Origin of the sequence: Paraburkholderia sp. MM6662-R1 (assembly GCF_050436245.1) — a bacterium.
Lineage (GTDB): Bacteria > Pseudomonadota > Gammaproteobacteria > Burkholderiales > Burkholderiaceae > Paraburkholderia > Paraburkholderia tuberum.
Genome location: NZ_JBNDLV010000001.1, coordinates 1,695,281 through 1,712,075 on the forward strand (window position 1 = coordinate 1,695,281; position 16,795 = coordinate 1,712,075).

Here is a 16,795-nt window from a genome sequence, read left to right on the forward strand (position 1 = left end):
GCGCCACTTCAGCCGTCAGAACGGCAGTTTCGCATCGGCCTTCTCCGCGAGAATCACGCGGCGGAAGTCGTCCTGGATGCGTTTGAGCGCCGCGTCGTTGTCGGCCTCGAAACGCATCACCACGACCGGCGTCGTGTTCGACGAACGCGCGAGGCCGAAGCCGTCCGGATACTCGACGCGCAGACCGTCGATCTTCACGACGTTGTCCGCGCCGGTGAACTTCGCGTTCTGCTGCATACGCGCGATCAGCTCGAAGTTCTCGCCTTCCTCGAGTTTCAGCTGCAGCTCGGGCGTGGAGTGCGAGTTCGGCAGCGAGTTCAGCAGCTTGCTCGGGTCGGCGACACGCGTGAGGATCTCGAGCAGACGCGCCCCCGTGTACAGGCCGTCGTCGAAACCATACCAGCGGTCCTTGAAGAACACGTGGCCGCTCATTTCGCCAGCCAGCGGCGCGCCGGTTTCGCGCAGCTTCGCCTTCACGAGCGAGTGGCCGGTCTTCCACATCAGCGGCTCGCCGCCCTTGTCCTTGACCCACTTCGCGAGATTGCGCGTGCACTTCACGTCGTAAATGATCTGCGCGCCCTTGTTGCGCGACAGCACTTCTTCGGCGAACAGCATCAGCTGACGGTCCGGGTAGATGATCTGGCCGTCTTTGGTGACGACGCCGAGGCGGTCGCCGTCGCCGTCGAACGCGAAGCCGATTTCCGCATCCGTTTCCTTCAGCGCGCGAATCACGTCTTCGAGGTTCTCCGGGTGCGCCGGGTCCGGGTGGTGATTCGGGAAGTTGCCGTCGACTTCAGTGAACAGTTCGACGAGTTCGCAGCCGAGCTTCCTGAACAGCTTCGGCGCGAGCTCGCCGGCCACGCCGTTGCCGGTATCGACGACGATCTTGATCGGACGCGCGAGCTTCACGTCGCTCGCGATGCGCTCGAGATACGCGTCGGCGATGTCGTACTCGGCGTAGCTGCCGCTGCCGTCGGCGAAGTTCTCGTCGACGATGCGCTGATGCAGCGCGAGAATCTGCTCGCCGTAAATGGCCGCGCCGCGCAGCACCATCTTGAAGCCGTTGTAGTCCGGCGGATTATGGCTACCCGTCACGACGATGCACGAGTCGACGCGGCGCTCGCCGCCCGCCAGTTTCAACGGTACGCTCGCCGCGAAGTAGCCGACCGGCGTGGGCACCATGCCCACGTTCACGACATCGACGCCGGCCGCACGCAGGCCGTCGGACAGCGCCCCGATCAGCTCGGGGCCCGACAGGCGTCCGTCGCGCGCGACCACGACCGCGTCGCCGCCCTGCGCGCGCACTTCGCTGCCGAATGCGCGACCGATGGAACGCGCGGCGTCGGCGTCGAGCGTCTTGCCAATGACGCCACGAATGTCATACGCCTTGAAAATGGATTTGGAGATCATGTTGGCTCACTTGCGTGCAATGGAAAATTTTGACCTGCGCACCGACCTCGACCGGTAACAATCGCCGGTTAAAACGCGGTAAAAATTCGCGTTAAAAACCACGGTAATACTCACGTTAAAAACACCTGTTACCGCGCCTCGATGCGCCCTTGCCGGAAGCGGTCCGGTTCCAACTTATAATTGCGTTTTTCTGACCAGCCTGAATACCGCCATTCTAATGCTTAGACGCCCTCCATTTGTAAAGTTGCCGTGGCTGCCGGCCGGGTGGGCGAATGCGCATAGCGCCGCATGCATGGCCGTGCGAGGCGGCTTGACCGACGCGCAGCGGCGAGCGGCCAACGGATGCTGACGGTCAAGCGCTTCGCCAATCCCGACGTCACCCGAGCGTTTACGAACATCGTCTGGCTGGGTCTCGAGCGGCTCACGCAGATCGGCGTCGCAATCGTGATCAGCGGCATGCTCGCGCGTTACTTCGGGCCCGAAACGTTCGGCAAATGGCAGTACGCGAATACGCTGCTGCTGGTGCTGTCGCCGATCACCTGGGTCTGCGGCGCGGAAATCCTCGTACCGACCATCGTCAACCGGCCGCCCGGACAACTCGGTACCGTCCTCGGCAGCGCGTTCGCGTTGCGCATCTCCGTCTCGGCCGTTGCGCTGCTGCTTACGTGGCTCGGCATTGCGCTGCACTTCTTCGAACCGCTCGTCGGTGCGATGCTCGCCGGCCTCGCGGTGACGATGCTGTTTCGCGAGCCGTTCGTCGGCGTGATCAACGCGTGGCTGCAAAGCATGACCTACAGCAAGCCGCAATTGCTGACCAGCATGAGCACCGCGGTGATCAAGGCGGCTCTCGTCTATCTGCTGGTGCGCGCGACGGCCGCGCCCGCGCGTTTCGGCTGGCTGTGGGCGCTCGAATCGGCGGCGATCGGCGCGGTGCTGTTGCTCTACTTCATGCGCCGGCATGGCGGCAAGCTGGGCTGGCATGTCGAACGTTCGCTCTTCAGGCACTTCGCGAGCGCGGGCACCGTGTTCTGGCTCGGGCTCATCTGTATGTATCTATTTCTGAAACTGGACCGGCTGATGCTCGAGCGCGCGATTTCGTTCGCCGACCTCGGTCGCTACTCGGCCGCCCAGCAGTTGAATGAAAACTGGATCACGCTCGCGCTGATGCTCGCGCAAACCATTGCGCCCGCATTCGTCTACCGCGTGCAAGGCATCGCGCAACTGCGCCGCAACATGTGGCGGCTCACCGCGCTGACCGCCGTGCTGATGGTGTGCGGCGCGTTCGTGCTCGATCTGCTCGCGGGCTTCATCATCCGCCGTGTGTTCGCCGGGCCGGACTTCGAAGGCGCGATCGAAATCTTCCGCTGGGCCGTGTGGCTGTCGGTGCCCGCCGGCGTCGAGGCGATCGGCAATCTGGTCGTACTCAAATATCAGGCCAAGTTCGTATTGCTCGCCAAGTGGCTGCTCGCGCTCGCCGTCGCGTTCGCGGTCAATCTGCTGGCGATCCCGCGGCTCGGCGCGTATGGCGCGCTCGTCGGCCTCGCGGCCGGCTATCTGGCGGCCGCCTCGGTCAATCTTTATTACATCCGTTTCAAATTGCGCCCATGACGAACTCATCCGCCACCGCGCAAACCACGCTCGACGACGTCGCGGTGCTGATACCCGCCTATAACGGTCAGACGGACGTCGATTCTACGCTCGCGTCGTTCGAAGAAAGTGCGCTAGTGCACGTACTGATCGTCGATGACGGCAGCACGCCGCCGATCGTCGCGCCCACGCTGCCGAACCTGAAGATCGAAGTGCTGCGCATGGCGCAGAACGGCGGTATCGAGCGTGCGCTGCAAACCGGCGTCGACGCGCTCGCGCGGCGCGGCTTTCGCTATGCGGCGCGCATCGACGCGGGCGATCGCGCGGTGCCACAGCGGCTCGCGAAGCAGCGCGCGTTCATGCAAGCGCATCCGAACGTGGCGGGCCTCGGCATGTGGACCCAGGTCGTCACGCGCACGGGCGAGCCGCTTTTCATGCTGACGCCGCCGGCCGAGCCGAACGTGATCCGGCGCCAGCGCTTTTTCCGCTCGTGCCTCGCGCATCCGTCGATGATGCTGCGTATCGATGCCGTCCGCACAGTCGGCAACTACCGCGCCGCGTATCGTTCGGCGGAGGACCTCGATCTGTTCGTACGTCTGATGGAACGCTATGACTGCGCGAATCTGCCGGAACTGGGCCTTTTCTATGAGCTGAACGAAGGCGGCATCAGCGCGACGAAACGGCGCCGGCAGATCGGTTCGACGCTGCGTTTGCAGTTGCGCTACTTCAACGTGGCCAATCCGTACGACTGGTTGGGCCTCGCGAAGAATCTGTTGCATCTGATGCTGCCTTATCGCACGTTACAGCGGGTCAAGCGCGCGCTGCTCACGCCGCGCGCGAACCGTTGAGTCGCGCCGCGTGTGAGCGCTGTCGTTGCCGCTGTCGCTGTCGCTTCATTCGCTGAGGTTCGCGCCGCATCGTAGGGCGCTGTCTTCGTATCAATGGTCCACACTTCATTCAACGCCCGGCATTTCTTCGCATGAAGCCCTCTTTCAAGTCGACGCCCGCGCTACGCATTACACTCGTTTGCAACACGGCCTGGGCAATCTATACGTATCGGCAAGGGCTGATCCGCACGCTGATCGGGCGCGGCGTCGACGTGACGGTGCTCGCGCCGCGCGACCGCACCTTCGAGTTGCTCGCCGCGATGGGCTGCCGTTGCATCGAGCTGCCGATGGCGTCGAAAGGCACGAGTCCGGGCGAAGATCTGCGCACGCTCGTCGCGCTGTATCGGCAGTACAGGACCATCCGTCCGCATGTCGTGTTTCACTACACGATCAAGCCGAACATCTACGGCTCGATCGCGGCGAAGCTGGCTGGCGTGCAGTCGGTGGCGGTCACCACCGGGCTCGGCTACGTGTTCATCCAGCACAGCCGCGCCACGCAGATCGCCAAAAGGCTGTATCGTTTTGCGTTCCGCTTTCCGCGTGAAGTGTGGTTCCTGAATCGCGACGATCAGGCCGCGTTCATCGACGGCAAGCTGCTCGTGCATCCGGAGCGCGCGCGGCTGTTGCACGGCGAGGGCGTCGATCTCGAGCAGTTCGCGTTCACGCCGCTGCGCGAGCGCGCGGAGTTTCGCTTCGTGCTGATCGGGCGGCTGCTGTGGGACAAAGGCGTCGGCGAATACGTCGAGGCCGCGCGGCAATTGCGCGCGCGCTATCGCCACGCGCGCTTTCAGCTGCTCGGGCCGGTCGGCGTCGACAATCCGAGCGCGATCACGCGCGAGGAAGTCGCCGCGTGGGAACAGGAAGGCGTGATCGAATATCTGGGCGAGGCGCACGACGTGCGGCCGTTCATCGCCGATGCCGATTGCGTGGTGCTGCCGTCGTATCGCGAAGGCGTGCCGCGCACGCTGATGGAAGCGTCGGCGATGGGCCGGCCGATCGTCGCGACCGACGTGCCCGGCTGCCGCGAGGTGGTGGCCGACGGCGTCAACGGCTTGTTGTGCGAAGCGCGCAATGCGCAGAGCCTTGCCGCGAGTCTCGCGCGCATGCTCGACATGAGCGGCGCGGAGCGGCGCGCGATGGCGGAACGCGGCCGGCAGAAAGTCGCGACCGAATTCGACGAACGCATGGTCGTCGAAACCTATAAAGACCTGGTGCAAAAAATCACGGGTGTTTTACTTTAATGGGAGCAACAGCATGACCATGAAGGGCACGATTCTGGTAACGGGCGGCGCGGGTTTCATCGGCTCGCACACCTGCGTCGAACTGCTGAACGGCGGCTACGACGTCGCGGTGATCGACAACCTCGTGAACAGCAAGCGCGAAGCGGTGCGGCGCGTCGAGAAAATCACCGGCCGTGCGGTGAGCTTCTACGACGACGACGCGCGCGACGCAGCCGCGCTGCAGCGGATTTTCGATGTGCATCCGATCACCGGCGCGATCCATTTCGCGGCGCTGAAAGCGGTCGGCGAGTCGGTCGCGAAGCCGATCGAGTACTACGCGAACAACGTCGGCAGCCTGCTGACGCTACTCGGCGTGATGCGCGATCGCAACGTCAAGCAGTTCGTGTTCAGTTCGTCGGCAACGGTGTACGGCGTGCCGAAGAGCTCGCCTATCGACGAATCGTTCCCGCTGTCGGCGACCAATCCGTATGGTCAATCGAAGCTGATCGCCGAGCAGATCCTGCGCGATCTCGAAGTGTCGGACCCATCGTGGCGCATCGCGACGCTGCGCTACTTCAATCCGGTCGGCGCGCATGAAAGTGGCCTGATCGGCGAAGATCCGGCCGGCATTCCGAACAACCTGATGCCGTACGTCGCACAGGTCGCGGTCGGCAAGCTCGACAAGCTGCGCGTGTTCGGCGGCGACTACGAGACGCCCGACGGCACCGGCGTGCGCGACTACATCCACGTGGTCGATCTCGCGCGCGGGCATCTCGCCGCACTCGATGCGCTCGTCGAGCGCGATGCGAGCTTCGTCGTCAATCTCGGCACGGGCCAGGGCTATAGCGTGCTCGACGTGGTGCGCTCGTTCGAGAAGGCGTCGGGGCGGCCGGTGCCGTACGAGATCGTCGCGCGCCGCCCGGGCGACGTCGCTCAGTGTTTCGCGGACCCGAGCGCGGCCGAGAAAATCATCGGCTGGCGCGCGCAGTTCGGCATCGAGCGCATGTGCGCGGACCACTGGCGCTGGCAGTCGACGAATCCGCAGGGGTTTGCATAAAGCGCTTCGGCACCAGCGCATCCCGTTAAAAAAATGGCGGCGGCATTCGCGTAGCGCGGATGCCGCCGCCGTTTGCTTTGGCGCTCACCTCGTCAGAACGGTGAGCGCCGTGGCTGCTGAACGCGTTACGCCGTTGCCCCTTCCAGCTGGAACACCGCGACCGCATCACGCAACGCCATCGCATGCTCCTCCAGCGACTTCGCCGCGGCCGCCGCCTGCTCGACGAGCGCCGCGTTGTGCTGCGTGACCTCGTCGATCTGCGACACCGCCTTGTTGACCTGCTCGATACCGTCGCTCTGTTCGAGCGCCGACGCCTCGATCTCGCTCATCACGCCGGTCACGCGCTCGACGGCCTTCAGCGCTTCCTGAATCGTCTTCTGCGCATCCGACACCAGCGAGGCACCCTCCTCGACCTTCGCCGCCGACTCGCCGATCAGCTCCTTGATCTCCTTGGCCGCCGCGCCCGAGCGCTGCGCGAGGCTGCGCACTTCCGAGGCGACCACCGCGAAGCCGCGTCCCTGCTCGCCCGCGCGCGCAGCTTCGACGGCCGCGTTCAACGCGAGAATATTGGTCTGAAACGCAATCCCCTCGATCATGCCGATGATCTCCGTGACCTTGCGCGACGACTCGCTGATGCCGTCCATCGTCTCGGTCACGCGCGACACCACCTTGCCGCCGCGCGTGACCGTATCGAGCGCGCCGTGCGCGAGGCGGTTCGCCTGCCTGGCGTTGTCGGCGTTCTGTTTCACCGTCGCCGACAGCTGCTCCATGCTCGCCGCGGTCTGCTGCAGCGCGGCCGCCTGCTGCTCGGTGCGCGCCGACAGATCGGCATTGCCCGACGCGATTTCGTTCGCGCCCTGCGTGATCGCGCTCGTGCTGCCACGCACCTTGCCGACCGTTTCGACGAGGCCGTCGCGCATCCTCGTCAGCGCGCCGAGCAGCTGGCCCATCTCGTTGCGCGATTTCACCTTGATCGCGACGCTCAGGTCGCCGGCCGCGATGCGCTCGAAGTGCTTGACCGTCGCGTTGACCGGCTTGATCAGCGCCGACGACAACGCGACCCGAGCGCCCACCGCGATCACGAGCGCGATCACCGCGATCGCGCCGAACAGCACTGTCGCGAGCTGGAAGCGTCGCGCGCCGGTCGCGGCCTGCTGATGCTGATTGTCCATCTGCGCTTTTTCGAGCGCGTCGATCGCTTTCGAGTAGGACGCGTACAGGCTGTTCGCCGTGTCGCCCTGGATGTTGCGGAAGGTGTTGAAGTCGAAGTCGATCAATGCCTTGAATTCCGGTTCGATCGCCTTGTCGACGAGCGCCGCGCGCGCGTCGCCGACGCTCTGCGCGAGCTTGCGCTCTGCGTCGCTCGCGAACGGGCCGGCCATGTAGTTGCGGAAGTCGTTGTTCGATTCGAGCAGCACCTTGTGCGCGGCCGGCAGCAGATCGTCGGTCTGCTTGCCGACGCTGAACAAGGTCTGATAGGTGCCCAATGCGAGCTGCACCTGCAGAAGCTTCTCGGAACTCGCCTTCAGATGCGACAGCGCGACCGCACTGCGCTGGGTGTCGTCGAGGCTGTCGTTGGCGAGCTTCAGCGCGCCGTAGCCGACAGCGATCACCGTCAGAAGAAAGGCGACGAATACACTGATCACGAGCGTCAGTCCGCCACGAATTGTGATGTTATTAAGCATTGGGTCTCCGGAACGCCTTTGTTGCGCGCGACTTACACTTCGTCGCATCCAGGTTTACGGTTGCGGCGCGCGCGCGCCGCATAGGGGGAATCCATGAGGAGCGAGCGCTCACGGGCCTGTGCGGGCCACTTCGGTCTCGCTATCTGGGATTTTTTGCCGGCCTGGATGCAAGCTTCGCGCCCGTGCCGCGCGCCGGCCGCCGCACGTTTCGTTTGTATAATTCCGCGTCTTCGCTCAGGCCCACTTTCATGCTTAGTTTTGCGCTCGGCTTTCTCGTCTCTCTGCTGATCACGCTGTTGATCGTGCGCTATGCGCATCTGCATGAAAAGTTCTCGACCGACACCGATCTGGCCGGCGTCCAGAAATTCCACGTGCGTCCGGTGCCGCGCATCGGCGGGACTGGGATTCTGGTCGGGCTGATCGTCTCCGCGGTGCAGTTGCATCGCGCGTATCCGGCCGTATCGGGCAGCATTCTCGGGTTGATCGCGTGCGGCATGCCGGCGTTCGGCTCGGGGCTCGTCGAGGATCTGACCAAGCGCGTGTCGCCGCTCGCACGCCTGATCTGCACGATGGCGGCCGCCGCGCTCGCCTGGTTCTTTCTCGACATCGCGGTCACGCGCATCAGCGTGCCGCCGCTCGACTTTCTGCTGTCATATGCGGCGATCTCGTTCGTGGTCACGGTGCTCGCGGTCGCGGCGCTCGCCAACGCGATCAATATCATCGACGGCTTCAACGGCCTCGCGTCGATGGTCGCGTTCATGATGTTCGCGTCGCTCGCGTATGTGGCGTTCCAGGTGCACGACCCGGTCGTGCTGTCCGCGTCGTTCATGATGATGGGCGCGGTGCTCGGCTTCTTCATCTGGAACTTCCCGGCCGGGCTGATTTTTCTGGGCGACGGCGGTGCTTACTTCATCGGCTTCATGCTCGCCGAGCTGTCGATCCTGCTCGTGATGCGCAATCGCGACGTATCCGCGTGGTATCCAATGCTGCTCTTCATGTACCCGATCTTCGAGACCTGCTTCTCGATCTACCGCAAGAAGTTCATTCGCGGCATGTCGCCGGGCATTCCAGATGGCGTGCATCTGCATATGCTGGTCTACAAGCGGCTGATGCGCTGGGCGGTCGGCGCGCGCACCGCGCGCGAGCTGACGCGCCGCAACTCGCTGACGTCGCCGTATCTGTGGCTGCTGTGCCTGATCGCGGTCGTGCCGGCGACGCTGTTCTGGCGGCACACGCTACATCTGTTCTGCTTCGTCGTGGTGTTCGCGGCGACTTATGTGTGGCTTTATGTGAGCATCGTGCGGTTCAAGTCGCCGCGGTGGATGGTGGTGAGGAAGGGGAAGCGGTGAGCAGAAACGACAAAGGCTGAAATCGGCTCACTCGGCTCGAAATGTAGCAATAAATCCTCTCTTCACGAGATTCCTCCAAATTCATCAATGCACGGGATAAACAAAAGCCCCGTCACCGGGCTTTCGTCTACCTCGTGCGATACCACCGCCATAGCTTCAGGATCGCCACATACGCCAGCGCCGCCACGATCAGTTCGATAGTCACCCACACCATGTAATACAGGTCATCAGGGTCACGCACACCGAGCCAATCGGAAGCCGCCCAATATGCATTCGACTCGCTTTCTGTCCACTCGTACGGATACGGCCGGACATAAAGAACAGAGAGAACAAACAGCGCCAGAAACAACGTGACCTTGAACAGTCTACGGGCAAGTGTTGCCATATGTGATGACCTCAATTGTTCCGTAGGCCCGAAGCCCCGAAATGCCGGCAAGGATCGTCATGGTGCCCAGCAGCGCATTGCGGATTCTCATGAAATCGCTATGGCTCGGCAAGGTAATGCAACCAAGTGATGCGCCGTGCCCGCCTGCTGGATGCAACCGGAACTGCCCACGCTTGACACCATTGACCCAAGTGAAATCATCGACTAGTCCGTCATCCCGATACAGGGCGAACCAGTCACCGTGATTCGACGGATGGCCGAAAACGGCATTCAACGCGTCTTTTCCCAATGCGTAAGCCTGTGAACGGATGCCACCAGTCGGACTGGTCGACGATCCAGTATTTGCCGGCGGGAATCGGCCCCTTGCTAGGCACAGCCGTGCAGCCGCCCCGATTGCGGTATTGCCGGTCGCCAGAATAAGCGTCAAAGGTGCCGATGCCAGAAATGGTGAGCGGTGATAGTGGCTCGTTATTCACGAGGAATTTGCCGGTGTAGGCCATATGTCACACCTCCTGATTACGCTGGCTGTAGGTCATTGCGTCCTGCACAGGTTCCTCCCGTCGGGGAACCTTGACCGTAAGCGCGCGTGCCCCTGGCGCGCTACAGGTCGATTCCCGATTTGCCGCCTCCTTCGCCTGGGCAAAAAAAGCGCGCCACAAGGGCGCGCAAAAATTTGCATCACAGATAAAAGAGCTAACCGAACCGCCACCTCAGCGAGAAAGCGATACCGGGTTGCGACGATTCAATGCTAGGTGTATGTGCCGGGCGCAGGCTTCAGACAACTCCGAAACGCCGGGGCGTGCGCGATGGTCGTCAACTCTCCTGAGCAAAAATAGAAAAGCCCCCTCCCCAGGGCTTTCGTCTACTTCGTGCGATACCACCGCCATAGCTTCATGATTGCCACATACGCCAGCACCGCCACGATCAGTTCGATAGTCATCCACAGGCCGATATACAGGTTTTCGGGATCGCCGATACCTAGCACCTCCGAAGCGTGTATCCATGCACGCATCTCAGACTCGGTCCACCCATCGTCGTACGGTCGGACAAATCGGAATGACAGAAGGTACAGACCTATAAACAGCAGGACCTTAAGCACCCTTCGGACAGGTGTTGCCATAGGTAATGACCTCAATTGTTCCGTAGGCGCGAAGCCCCGAATTGCCGGCAGGGATCGTCATGGTGTGAAGGAGTGAGTTGCGGATTCTCAGGAAATCCGTACGGCTCGGCAGGGTAATGCAGCCAAGCGAAACACCCCGACCACCTGCCGGATGCAACCTGAAGTTTCCACGCCGCACGCCGTTGATCCATGTGTAATCGTCGATTAGCCCATCACCACGATACAGTGCAAACCATTCACTGTGATCGGTCGGGTGCGACGAGTAGTAATTGAACTCATCTTTTAACCACGTTTCTACCGCAGAGCGCACGCCGCCAGTAGGGCGCGGGACGATCCAGTACTTGCCAGCGGGGATCGGCCCGTTATTGGGAACCATTGTGCAGCCGCCCCGATTGCGGTATTGGCCGTTGCCGGAATAGGCGTCGAATGTGCCGATGCCATTAATGGTGAGCGGTGACAGCGGCGCGTTGTTCACGAGAAATTTGCCGAAGTAAGCCATGTTTCACGCCTCCTGATTGCGCTGGCTGTAGGTCATTGCGTCCTGCATAGGTTCCTCCCGTTGGTGAGCCTGGACCGTAAGCGCGCGTGCCGCTGGCGCGCTACAGGTCGATTCCGGATTTGCCGCCTCTTGCGCCTGGACAAAAAAAAGCGCCACAGGGGCGCGCAATACCTTTGCATCACAGAAAAAGAGCCAACCGGGGCGCCACCTCAGCGGGAACGACATACCGGGCGGCGACGGTTCAATGCTAGGTGTATGTGCCGGGCGCAGGCTTCAGACGACTCCGAAAAGCCGGGGCATGCGCGATGGTCGTCAACTCTCCTGGGCAAAATCGGGATAGGGGCAGGCCTCGCGGCCCGACCCCTCCCACAATAGAAAAGCCCCGTCGCCGGGGCTTTCGTCTACTTCGTGCGATACCACCGCCATAGCTTCATGATCGCCACATACGCCAGCGCCGCCGCGATCAGTTCAATCGTCACCCACACCACGAAATACAAATCTTCGGGATCGCGGACACCAAGCCAACGCGAAGCACCAAACCATGCGCGCGACTCGCTTTCTGTCCACTCATAATGGTACGGACGGACATAGAGCAGAGAGAGATAGCACAGGCCGATAAACAGGGCGACCTTGAACACCCTACGGGCAAGTGTTGCCATATGTGATGACCTCAATTGTTCCGTAGGCGAGAAGGCCCGAACTGCGCGCGGGGATTTTGACCGTGTGCAGCAGCGCGTTGCGGATTCTAATGAAATCGCTATGGCTCGGCAGCGTGATGCAGCCAAGCGAAATCCCGCGTCCGCCTGCCGGATGTAAACGGAACTGCCCGCGTTTGACGCCATTAATCCACGTCAGATCATCAATCGTCCCATCATCACGATATAGCGCGAACCAATCACCGTGATTCGATGGGTGACCCATTGCTGCATTCCACTCATCTTTTGCCCATGCAAACACCTGAGAACGGATGCCGCCCGTGGGGCGGTCCACGATCCAGTATTTACCGGCAGGGAGCGGCCCATCATTAGGCACCATCGTGCAGCCGCCCCGATTGCGATATTGATTGTTGCCTGAATACGCGTTGAACGTGCCGATGCCAGAAATGGTGAGCGGTGATAGTGGCTCGTTATTCACGAGAAATTTGCCGGTGTAGGCCATGTGTCACGCCTCCTGATTGCGCTGGCTGTAGGTCATTGCGTCCTGCATAGGTTCCTCCCATTGGTGAGCCTTGACCGCAAGCGCGCGTGCCGCTGGCGCGCTATAGGTCGATTCCGGATTTGCCGCCTCTTGCGCCTGGACAAAAAAAACGCGCCACAGGGGCGCGCAATACCTTTGCATCACAGAAAAAGAGCCAACAGAGCCGCCACCTCAGCGGGAATGACATACCGGGAGGCGACGGTTCAATGCTAGGTGTATGTGCCGGGCGCAGGCTTCAGACGACTCCGAAAAGCCGGGGCGTGCGCGATGGTCGTCAGCTCTCATAGGCAAAAAAAAAGCCCCAGCATGTCTGTAGGGGCTCTTATCGATAAACATCCGGCGGCCAACTTCAACGGGTCAAATGACCTGCCTTCGCGGGTACTGATTCAATGCTTCGACTACTCCGATGACTCGCGGCGGAACGCCTACGACACCCGCGTCGCCGGCGCCACACTACGCAGTGTCGTCGCCGTAGCCGGCAGATACTCCGGCACCCAGCGCCGCAGATCGCGCCGCACTTCATCGTCGGCCGGCACGCGATGCTGCATCAGCCACGGCAGCAGATTGTCGATCAGGCTGTCCGGCACCTCGCGCGCCTGTGCGATGCGCAGCTTCGGATGCGGCGTGCGCGTGGTGGTTTCGTCGTCCGCGAGCAGTTCTTCGTAAAGCTTCTCGCCCGGACGCAAACCCGTGAACACGACGCGAATCTGCTCTTCGGTGAAACCGTACAGGCGGATCAGATCGTGCGCAAGATCGGCGATTCGCACCGGCTTGCCCATGTCGAGAATGAAAATCTCGCCGCCGCGCCCCATGCTCGACGCCTGCAACACGAGTTGCGACGCCTCCGGAATCGTCATGAAGAAACGCGTGATTTCCGGATGCGTGACGGTCACCGGCCCGCCGCGCGCGATCTGCTCCTGGAACTTCGGAATCACGCTGCCAGCGCTGCCGAGCACGTTGCCGAAGCGCACCGTCTCGAACTGCGTGCGCCGCGCGCCCTGCTGCTGCAGCGCCGAGCACGCCATCTCCGCGAGCCGCTTGCTCGCGCCCATCACGTTGGTCGGGTTGACCGCCTTGTCGGTCGAGATCAGCACGAAATGCGCGACGTCGTGGCGGATCGCCGCGCGCGCGACGCGGTACGTGCCAAGCACGTTGTTGCGCACCGCCTGCCACGTGTTGACCTCTTCCATCAACGGCACATGCTTGTAGGCCGCCGCATGAAACACGATGTGCGGACAGTAGCGCGCCATCACCTGATCGAGCAGCAGCGAGTCCTTCACGTCGCCGACGATCGGCACCACCGACACTTCCGGATACTTGTCGCGCAGCTCTTCGTTCAGCCGATAGATCGAGAACTCGGAGATGTCGAACGCGACCAGTTGCACCGGACCGAAGCGCAGGATCTGCCGGCATAGCTCCGAGCCGATCGAGCCGCCCGCGCCCGTCACCATCACGACGCGGTTTTTCAGCAGCGCGGCGACGTGCTCGGTGTCGATCGTCACCGGGTCACGGCCGAGCAGGTCTTCGAGATCGATCTGCCGCACGCGCGACAGGAACGCCTGACCTTGCGTGAGCGGCGTGAGCGCGGGCAGCGTCATTGCGCGTACGCCGGCGCGCACGCACAGCGTGGCGATGCGCCGATGCGCCTCCACCGACGCCGACGGCACCGCGATGATCACATGCTCGACCTTCAGCTCCGTGCAGATTTTCTGCAGATCGCTGATCGCACCAACCACGCGATAGCCGTAGATTTCACGGCCCTGCTTGATCGGATCGTCGTCGAGCAGACCGACGAGGCGCCATTGGCCCGAGCGCTTCAGCTCGCGCACGAGGTTCGCGCCGGCATTGCCCGCGCCGAGCACGAGCACCGGCTTGCCCTGGCCGACCAGTCCGCCGTAGCGATAGAACTCCTTGGCCGCGCGATACAGCGCGCGTGAGCCGCCCATCGTCAGGAACAGCAGCATCGGCGACACGATCAGCACCGAGCGCGGCACGACCGGCGCCGGCTGCAACAGCGCCGAGCCGATCACGACGACGAGCGCGCCGACGCCGATCGCTTTCGCGATCCGCACGAGATCGGGCAGGCTCGCGAACACCCACATGCCGCGATAGAGGCCGTAGCTGCGGAACATCACCGCGTAGATCAGCAGCACCCACACGAGCGCATGCAGCCCGCTCGACCAGAACGGCGCGGGCACCGGTCCGTTGAACCGGATCACATAGGCCAGCAGCCAGGCCATTGCCACCGCGCACAGGTCGAACGCAAACGCACTGAACGAAAGCCATCTGGCTTTGAAGCTTTTCATTGCGCAGAACCTCAGATTGGCCCGGAACGGGACACATGGCGCCGCCAGCGGCGATCAATACACAGCCCCGCGACGACCAGCACGGCAGCCCATGCGACGACAACCAGCCATTGATACAGAAGAGCGAATTGTAGCGCCCAGATAGCAAGCATTATGCCCGCCGCCATGAACAGATACCAAATCCACGCGGTCGATGCGTGCCCGAAACCCGACTGCACCAGTCTTTGATAGTAGTGTTCACGATGCGCCTGCCAAAATTTTTCACCGCGCAGCAGGCGCTTGAGCAGCGTGACCGACGCATCGCCGATGAACGGCGCGAAGCACAGCGCCGGAAACCACACCGGCCATACACCCTCGCGCCACCCCCAATAGCCGAGCGCGCCGGCCAGAAAGCCGAGCGGGATCGAGCCGGCGTCACCGAGAAAGATGCGCGCCGGGTGAAAGTTGAACAGCAGAAAGCCCGCGGCCGCGCCTGTGACGATCAGGCTCGCCGTCGCGAGCGCCGGGTCCGCGTGCGACGACAGCGAGGCGGCCACCGCATAGCCGCCGAAGCCGAACAGCGCCATGCCGCCCGCGAGGCCGTCCGAGCCGTCCATGAAGTTGTAGAGATTGACGAGCCACACGAGCAGAACCGCCATGCACGCGAGCGCCCACCACGGCACGTCGGCCGGATAGACGGCGATCAGTGCCGCCACCGCCGCCGCATGACCGCCGAAGCGCACGCGTGCGGGCAGGCCACGTCGATCGTCGAGCTGCGATAGCGCCGCGAGCAGCGCCGCGGCAAGCGCGGGCAGCCACAGCGACGGCGCCGCCAGCGCGATCAGCAGCACCGCGACCGGCACGATGCCCCACCCGCCGACGCGCGGCGTCGGGCGCGTGTGCAGCGAGCGGTCGTTGGGGATGTCGGTGGCGAGCCGCCACGCGAGGCCGGTGCGCAGCAGCGTCCACAGGATCGCCGCGCAGGCGGCGAGCGCGGCGACGCCCCACGGCAGTAGAGAGACGACGGAAGAGGCAGAGTGTGCAGCGAGCGGCATCGATAGCGTTAGCGGTTCAGGTCGGAGTCAAGGCGGGTTCAACCCGTGGTCAATGCGTTGAGCGATACCACGCCGCGGTTTCGAGCAGCCCATGCTCGACCGTATGCGGCGCAGACCAGTTCAGACATTCGCGGATATGCGAACTGTCGACGCGCAGCTCGCCGGTCAATCGATCGATCTGCGCCGAGCGGCCGGTCAGGCGACCCGCGAGACGCAGCAGGCTGGCCGGCACCGGCACGAGCCGCGCGGGCACGTGAAGCTGCGTGGCCAGCAGACGCGCGAGTTCCGGCACGCTGAGGTCGCGGCCGTCGGTCACATGGAAGGTTTCGCCGGCCGCGCGCGGATCGGTCGCGCAATGCACGAGCGCGTCCGCGAGGTTATCGACGAACACGAGGCTGCGCAGCGCGCTGAGCGCGCCGAGCGGCAACGGAATGCCTCTCGCGACCGCGTTCATCAGCTGCAGGAAGTTCGCGCGCACGCGCGGCCCGTAGACCAGCGGCGGCCGCACCACGACGACTTCGAGACCCGTCGAGCGGCCGTAGTCGAACAGCGCGCGCTCGGCTTCCAGTTTCGAGATGCCATACGCATCGGACGGCGCGGGCTGATCCGTTTCAGCGATCGGCCGGCCGCTGCTCGCCTCGCCCATCGCCTTGATGCTGCTGACGAACACGAAGCGCCTCGCGCCCGCGCGCCGCGCCGCGGCCGCGACGCGCAAGCTGCCCTCGACATTGGTCGCGCGATAGGCGGCGAGCGGCTCGGTCAGGGTCTCCCGCATCACGTGCACGCGCGACGCCAGATGGATCACCGCATCGCAAGTGAGCGCGACCGGCCAGCGCTGGTCGATGCCCGCAAAGTCTTCGGTATCGAGCAGCCATTCGCGCACGCCCTCGGCGGCCGTCTGCGGCCGGCGCACCACGCCAGTCACTCGATCGCCCCGCCGCAGCAACGCGCGGGACACCGCCTGGCCGACGAAGCCGTTGGCGCCGGTGACGAGGATCTGCAGACTCATCGCAATGCTCCGTCATGCACTTCGCGGCGCACGATTACGCCCACGCCATG

The 16,795-nt window shown here is 63.3% G+C and carries 15 protein-coding genes and 1 pseudogene; 5 read left to right on the forward strand and 11 right to left on the reverse strand.

Annotated features, from left to right (window positions below):
• Nucleotides 1–15 precede the first annotated feature (15 nt).
• Nucleotides 16–1,410: a phosphomannomutase/phosphoglucomutase gene (locus tag OKW39_RS08030; RefSeq protein ID WP_090803354.1), complete on the reverse strand. Its 1,395-nt coding sequence runs from the start codon at nucleotides 1,408–1,410 to the stop codon at nucleotides 16–18.
• 342 nt (nucleotides 1,411–1,752) lie between these two features.
• On the opposite strand from OKW39_RS08030, the gene OKW39_RS08035 reads away from it, so the two are divergent.
• The 4 genes from OKW39_RS08035 (at nucleotide 1,753) to galE (ending at nucleotide 6,161) form a co-directional block, all read left to right on the forward strand.
• The gene (locus OKW39_RS08035) at nucleotides 1,753–3,018 is read left to right on the forward strand and encodes an oligosaccharide flippase family protein (protein ID WP_429562389.1); all 1,266 of its coding nucleotides are present in this window, start codon (nucleotides 1,753–1,755) and stop codon (nucleotides 3,016–3,018) included.
• The gene (locus OKW39_RS08040; RefSeq protein ID WP_090803351.1) at nucleotides 3,015–3,845 is read left to right on the forward strand and encodes a glycosyltransferase; all 831 of its coding nucleotides are present in this window, start codon (nucleotides 3,015–3,017) and stop codon (nucleotides 3,843–3,845) included. Before OKW39_RS08035 ends, OKW39_RS08040 begins: the two co-directional genes overlap by 4 nt.
• 131 nt (nucleotides 3,846–3,976) lie before the next feature.
• The gene (locus tag OKW39_RS08045) at nucleotides 3,977–5,125 is read left to right on the forward strand and encodes a glycosyltransferase family 4 protein (protein ID WP_429562390.1); all 1,149 of its coding nucleotides are present in this window, start codon (nucleotides 3,977–3,979) and stop codon (nucleotides 5,123–5,125) included.
• A 13-nt stretch (nucleotides 5,126–5,138) separates the two neighbouring features.
• Nucleotides 5,139–6,161: a UDP-glucose 4-epimerase GalE gene (galE, locus tag OKW39_RS08050; protein WP_429362197.1), complete on the forward strand. Its 1,023-nt coding sequence runs from the start codon at nucleotides 5,139–5,141 to the stop codon at nucleotides 6,159–6,161.
• A gap of 125 nt (nucleotides 6,162–6,286) precedes the next feature.
• Here galE and OKW39_RS08055 read toward each other — a convergent pair whose 3' ends face one another.
• Nucleotides 6,287–7,846: a methyl-accepting chemotaxis protein gene (locus tag OKW39_RS08055; protein ID WP_184059735.1), complete on the reverse strand. Its 1,560-nt coding sequence runs from the start codon at nucleotides 7,844–7,846 to the stop codon at nucleotides 6,287–6,289.
• Between the two features lie 248 nt (nucleotides 7,847–8,094).
• Between OKW39_RS08055 and OKW39_RS08060 the strand changes: the two genes are divergently transcribed.
• Complete coding sequence (locus OKW39_RS08060) at nucleotides 8,095–9,195, forward strand: MraY family glycosyltransferase (protein WP_184059737.1); 1,101 nt, start codon at nucleotides 8,095–8,097, stop codon at nucleotides 9,193–9,195.
• A gap of 127 nt (nucleotides 9,196–9,322) precedes the next feature.
• Here the strand turns inward: OKW39_RS08060 and OKW39_RS08065 are convergent, their stop codons facing one another.
• The 9 genes and pseudogenes from OKW39_RS08065 to OKW39_RS08105 form a co-directional block, all read right to left on the reverse strand.
• Nucleotides 9,323–9,580 (reverse strand): hypothetical protein, encoded by a 258-nt coding sequence (locus OKW39_RS08065; protein WP_090803343.1) that lies wholly within the window; start codon nucleotides 9,578–9,580, stop codon nucleotides 9,323–9,325.
• A pseudogene (locus tag OKW39_RS08070) lies at nucleotides 9,561–10,080 on the reverse strand (DUF2778 domain-containing protein). The gene OKW39_RS08065 and the pseudogene OKW39_RS08070 overlap by 20 nt, the downstream one beginning before the upstream one ends.
• A gap of 362 nt (nucleotides 10,081–10,442) precedes the next feature.
• Nucleotides 10,443–10,592 carry a hypothetical protein gene (locus tag OKW39_RS08075; protein WP_316251815.1) on the reverse strand — a complete coding sequence of 50 codons (150 nt, stop codon included), beginning with the start codon at nucleotides 10,590–10,592 and terminating at the stop codon, nucleotides 10,443–10,445.
• A 79-nt stretch (nucleotides 10,593–10,671) separates the two neighbouring features.
• The gene (locus tag OKW39_RS08080) at nucleotides 10,672–11,199 is read right to left on the reverse strand and encodes a DUF2778 domain-containing protein (RefSeq protein ID WP_429562391.1); all 528 of its coding nucleotides are present in this window, start codon (nucleotides 11,197–11,199) and stop codon (nucleotides 10,672–10,674) included.
• 401 nt (nucleotides 11,200–11,600) lie between these two features.
• Entirely contained in the window at nucleotides 11,601–11,858 is a 258-nt protein-coding gene (locus tag OKW39_RS08085; RefSeq protein ID WP_184045459.1) for a hypothetical protein, read from the reverse strand.
• Entirely contained in the window at nucleotides 11,839–12,357 is a 519-nt protein-coding gene (locus OKW39_RS08090; protein WP_429562392.1) for a DUF2778 domain-containing protein, read from the reverse strand. Before OKW39_RS08090 ends, OKW39_RS08085 begins: the two co-directional genes overlap by 20 nt.
• Before the next feature lie 464 nt (nucleotides 12,358–12,821).
• Entirely contained in the window at nucleotides 12,822–14,702 is a 1,881-nt protein-coding gene (locus tag OKW39_RS08095; RefSeq protein WP_429335862.1) for a polysaccharide biosynthesis protein, read from the reverse strand.
• Nucleotides 14,703–14,713: 11 nt separating this feature from the next.
• Nucleotides 14,714–15,736, reverse strand: a complete 1,023-nt coding sequence (locus tag OKW39_RS08100) for an MraY family glycosyltransferase (protein ID WP_429562393.1) — start codon at nucleotides 15,734–15,736, stop codon at nucleotides 14,714–14,716.
• A 49-nt stretch (nucleotides 15,737–15,785) separates the two neighbouring features.
• Entirely contained in the window at nucleotides 15,786–16,745 is a 960-nt protein-coding gene (locus tag OKW39_RS08105; protein WP_090803328.1) for an NAD-dependent epimerase/dehydratase family protein, read from the reverse strand.
• Nucleotides 16,746–16,795 lie beyond the last annotated feature (50 nt).

What these genes read in the sequence shown, in the direction of transcription:
- OKW39_RS08065 (WP_090803343.1), bottom strand. Translation starts at nt 9,580, where the DNA reads ATGGCAACACTTGCCCGTAGACTGTTCAAGGTCACGTTGTTTCTGGCG.
- OKW39_RS08045 (WP_429562390.1), top strand. Translation starts at nt 3,977, where the DNA reads ATGAAGCCCTCTTTCAAGTCGACGCCCGCGCTACGCATTACACTCGTT.
- OKW39_RS08100 (WP_429562393.1), bottom strand. Translation starts at nt 15,736, where the DNA reads ATGCCGCTCGCTGCACACTCTGCCTCTTCCGTCGTCTCTCTACTGCCG.
- OKW39_RS08055 (WP_184059735.1), bottom strand. Translation starts at nt 7,846, where the DNA reads ATGCTTAATAACATCACAATTCGTGGCGGACTGACGCTCGTGATCAGT.
- OKW39_RS08095 (WP_429335862.1), bottom strand. Translation starts at nt 14,702, where the DNA reads ATGAAAAGCTTCAAAGCCAGATGGCTTTCGTTCAGTGCGTTTGCGTTC.
- OKW39_RS08035 (WP_429562389.1), top strand. Translation starts at nt 1,753, where the DNA reads ATGCTGACGGTCAAGCGCTTCGCCAATCCCGACGTCACCCGAGCGTTT.
- OKW39_RS08060 (WP_184059737.1), top strand. Translation starts at nt 8,095, where the DNA reads ATGCTTAGTTTTGCGCTCGGCTTTCTCGTCTCTCTGCTGATCACGCTG.
- OKW39_RS08105 (WP_090803328.1), bottom strand. Translation starts at nt 16,745, where the DNA reads ATGAGTCTGCAGATCCTCGTCACCGGCGCCAACGGCTTCGTCGGCCAG.
- OKW39_RS08085 (WP_184045459.1), bottom strand. Translation starts at nt 11,858, where the DNA reads ATGGCAACACTTGCCCGTAGGGTGTTCAAGGTCGCCCTGTTTATCGGC.
- OKW39_RS08030 (WP_090803354.1), bottom strand. Translation starts at nt 1,410, where the DNA reads ATGATCTCCAAATCCATTTTCAAGGCGTATGACATTCGTGGCGTCATT.
- OKW39_RS08080 (WP_429562391.1), bottom strand. Translation starts at nt 11,199, where the DNA reads ATGGCTTACTTCGGCAAATTTCTCGTGAACAACGCGCCGCTGTCACCG.
- OKW39_RS08090 (WP_429562392.1), bottom strand. Translation starts at nt 12,357, where the DNA reads ATGGCCTACACCGGCAAATTTCTCGTGAATAACGAGCCACTATCACCG.
- OKW39_RS08075 (WP_316251815.1), bottom strand. Translation starts at nt 10,592, where the DNA reads ATGCGTGCATGGATACACGCTTCGGAGGTGCTAGGTATCGGCGATCCC.
- OKW39_RS08040 (WP_090803351.1), top strand. Translation starts at nt 3,015, where the DNA reads ATGACGAACTCATCCGCCACCGCGCAAACCACGCTCGACGACGTCGCG.
- galE (WP_429362197.1), top strand. Translation starts at nt 5,139, where the DNA reads ATGACCATGAAGGGCACGATTCTGGTAACGGGCGGCGCGGGTTTCATC.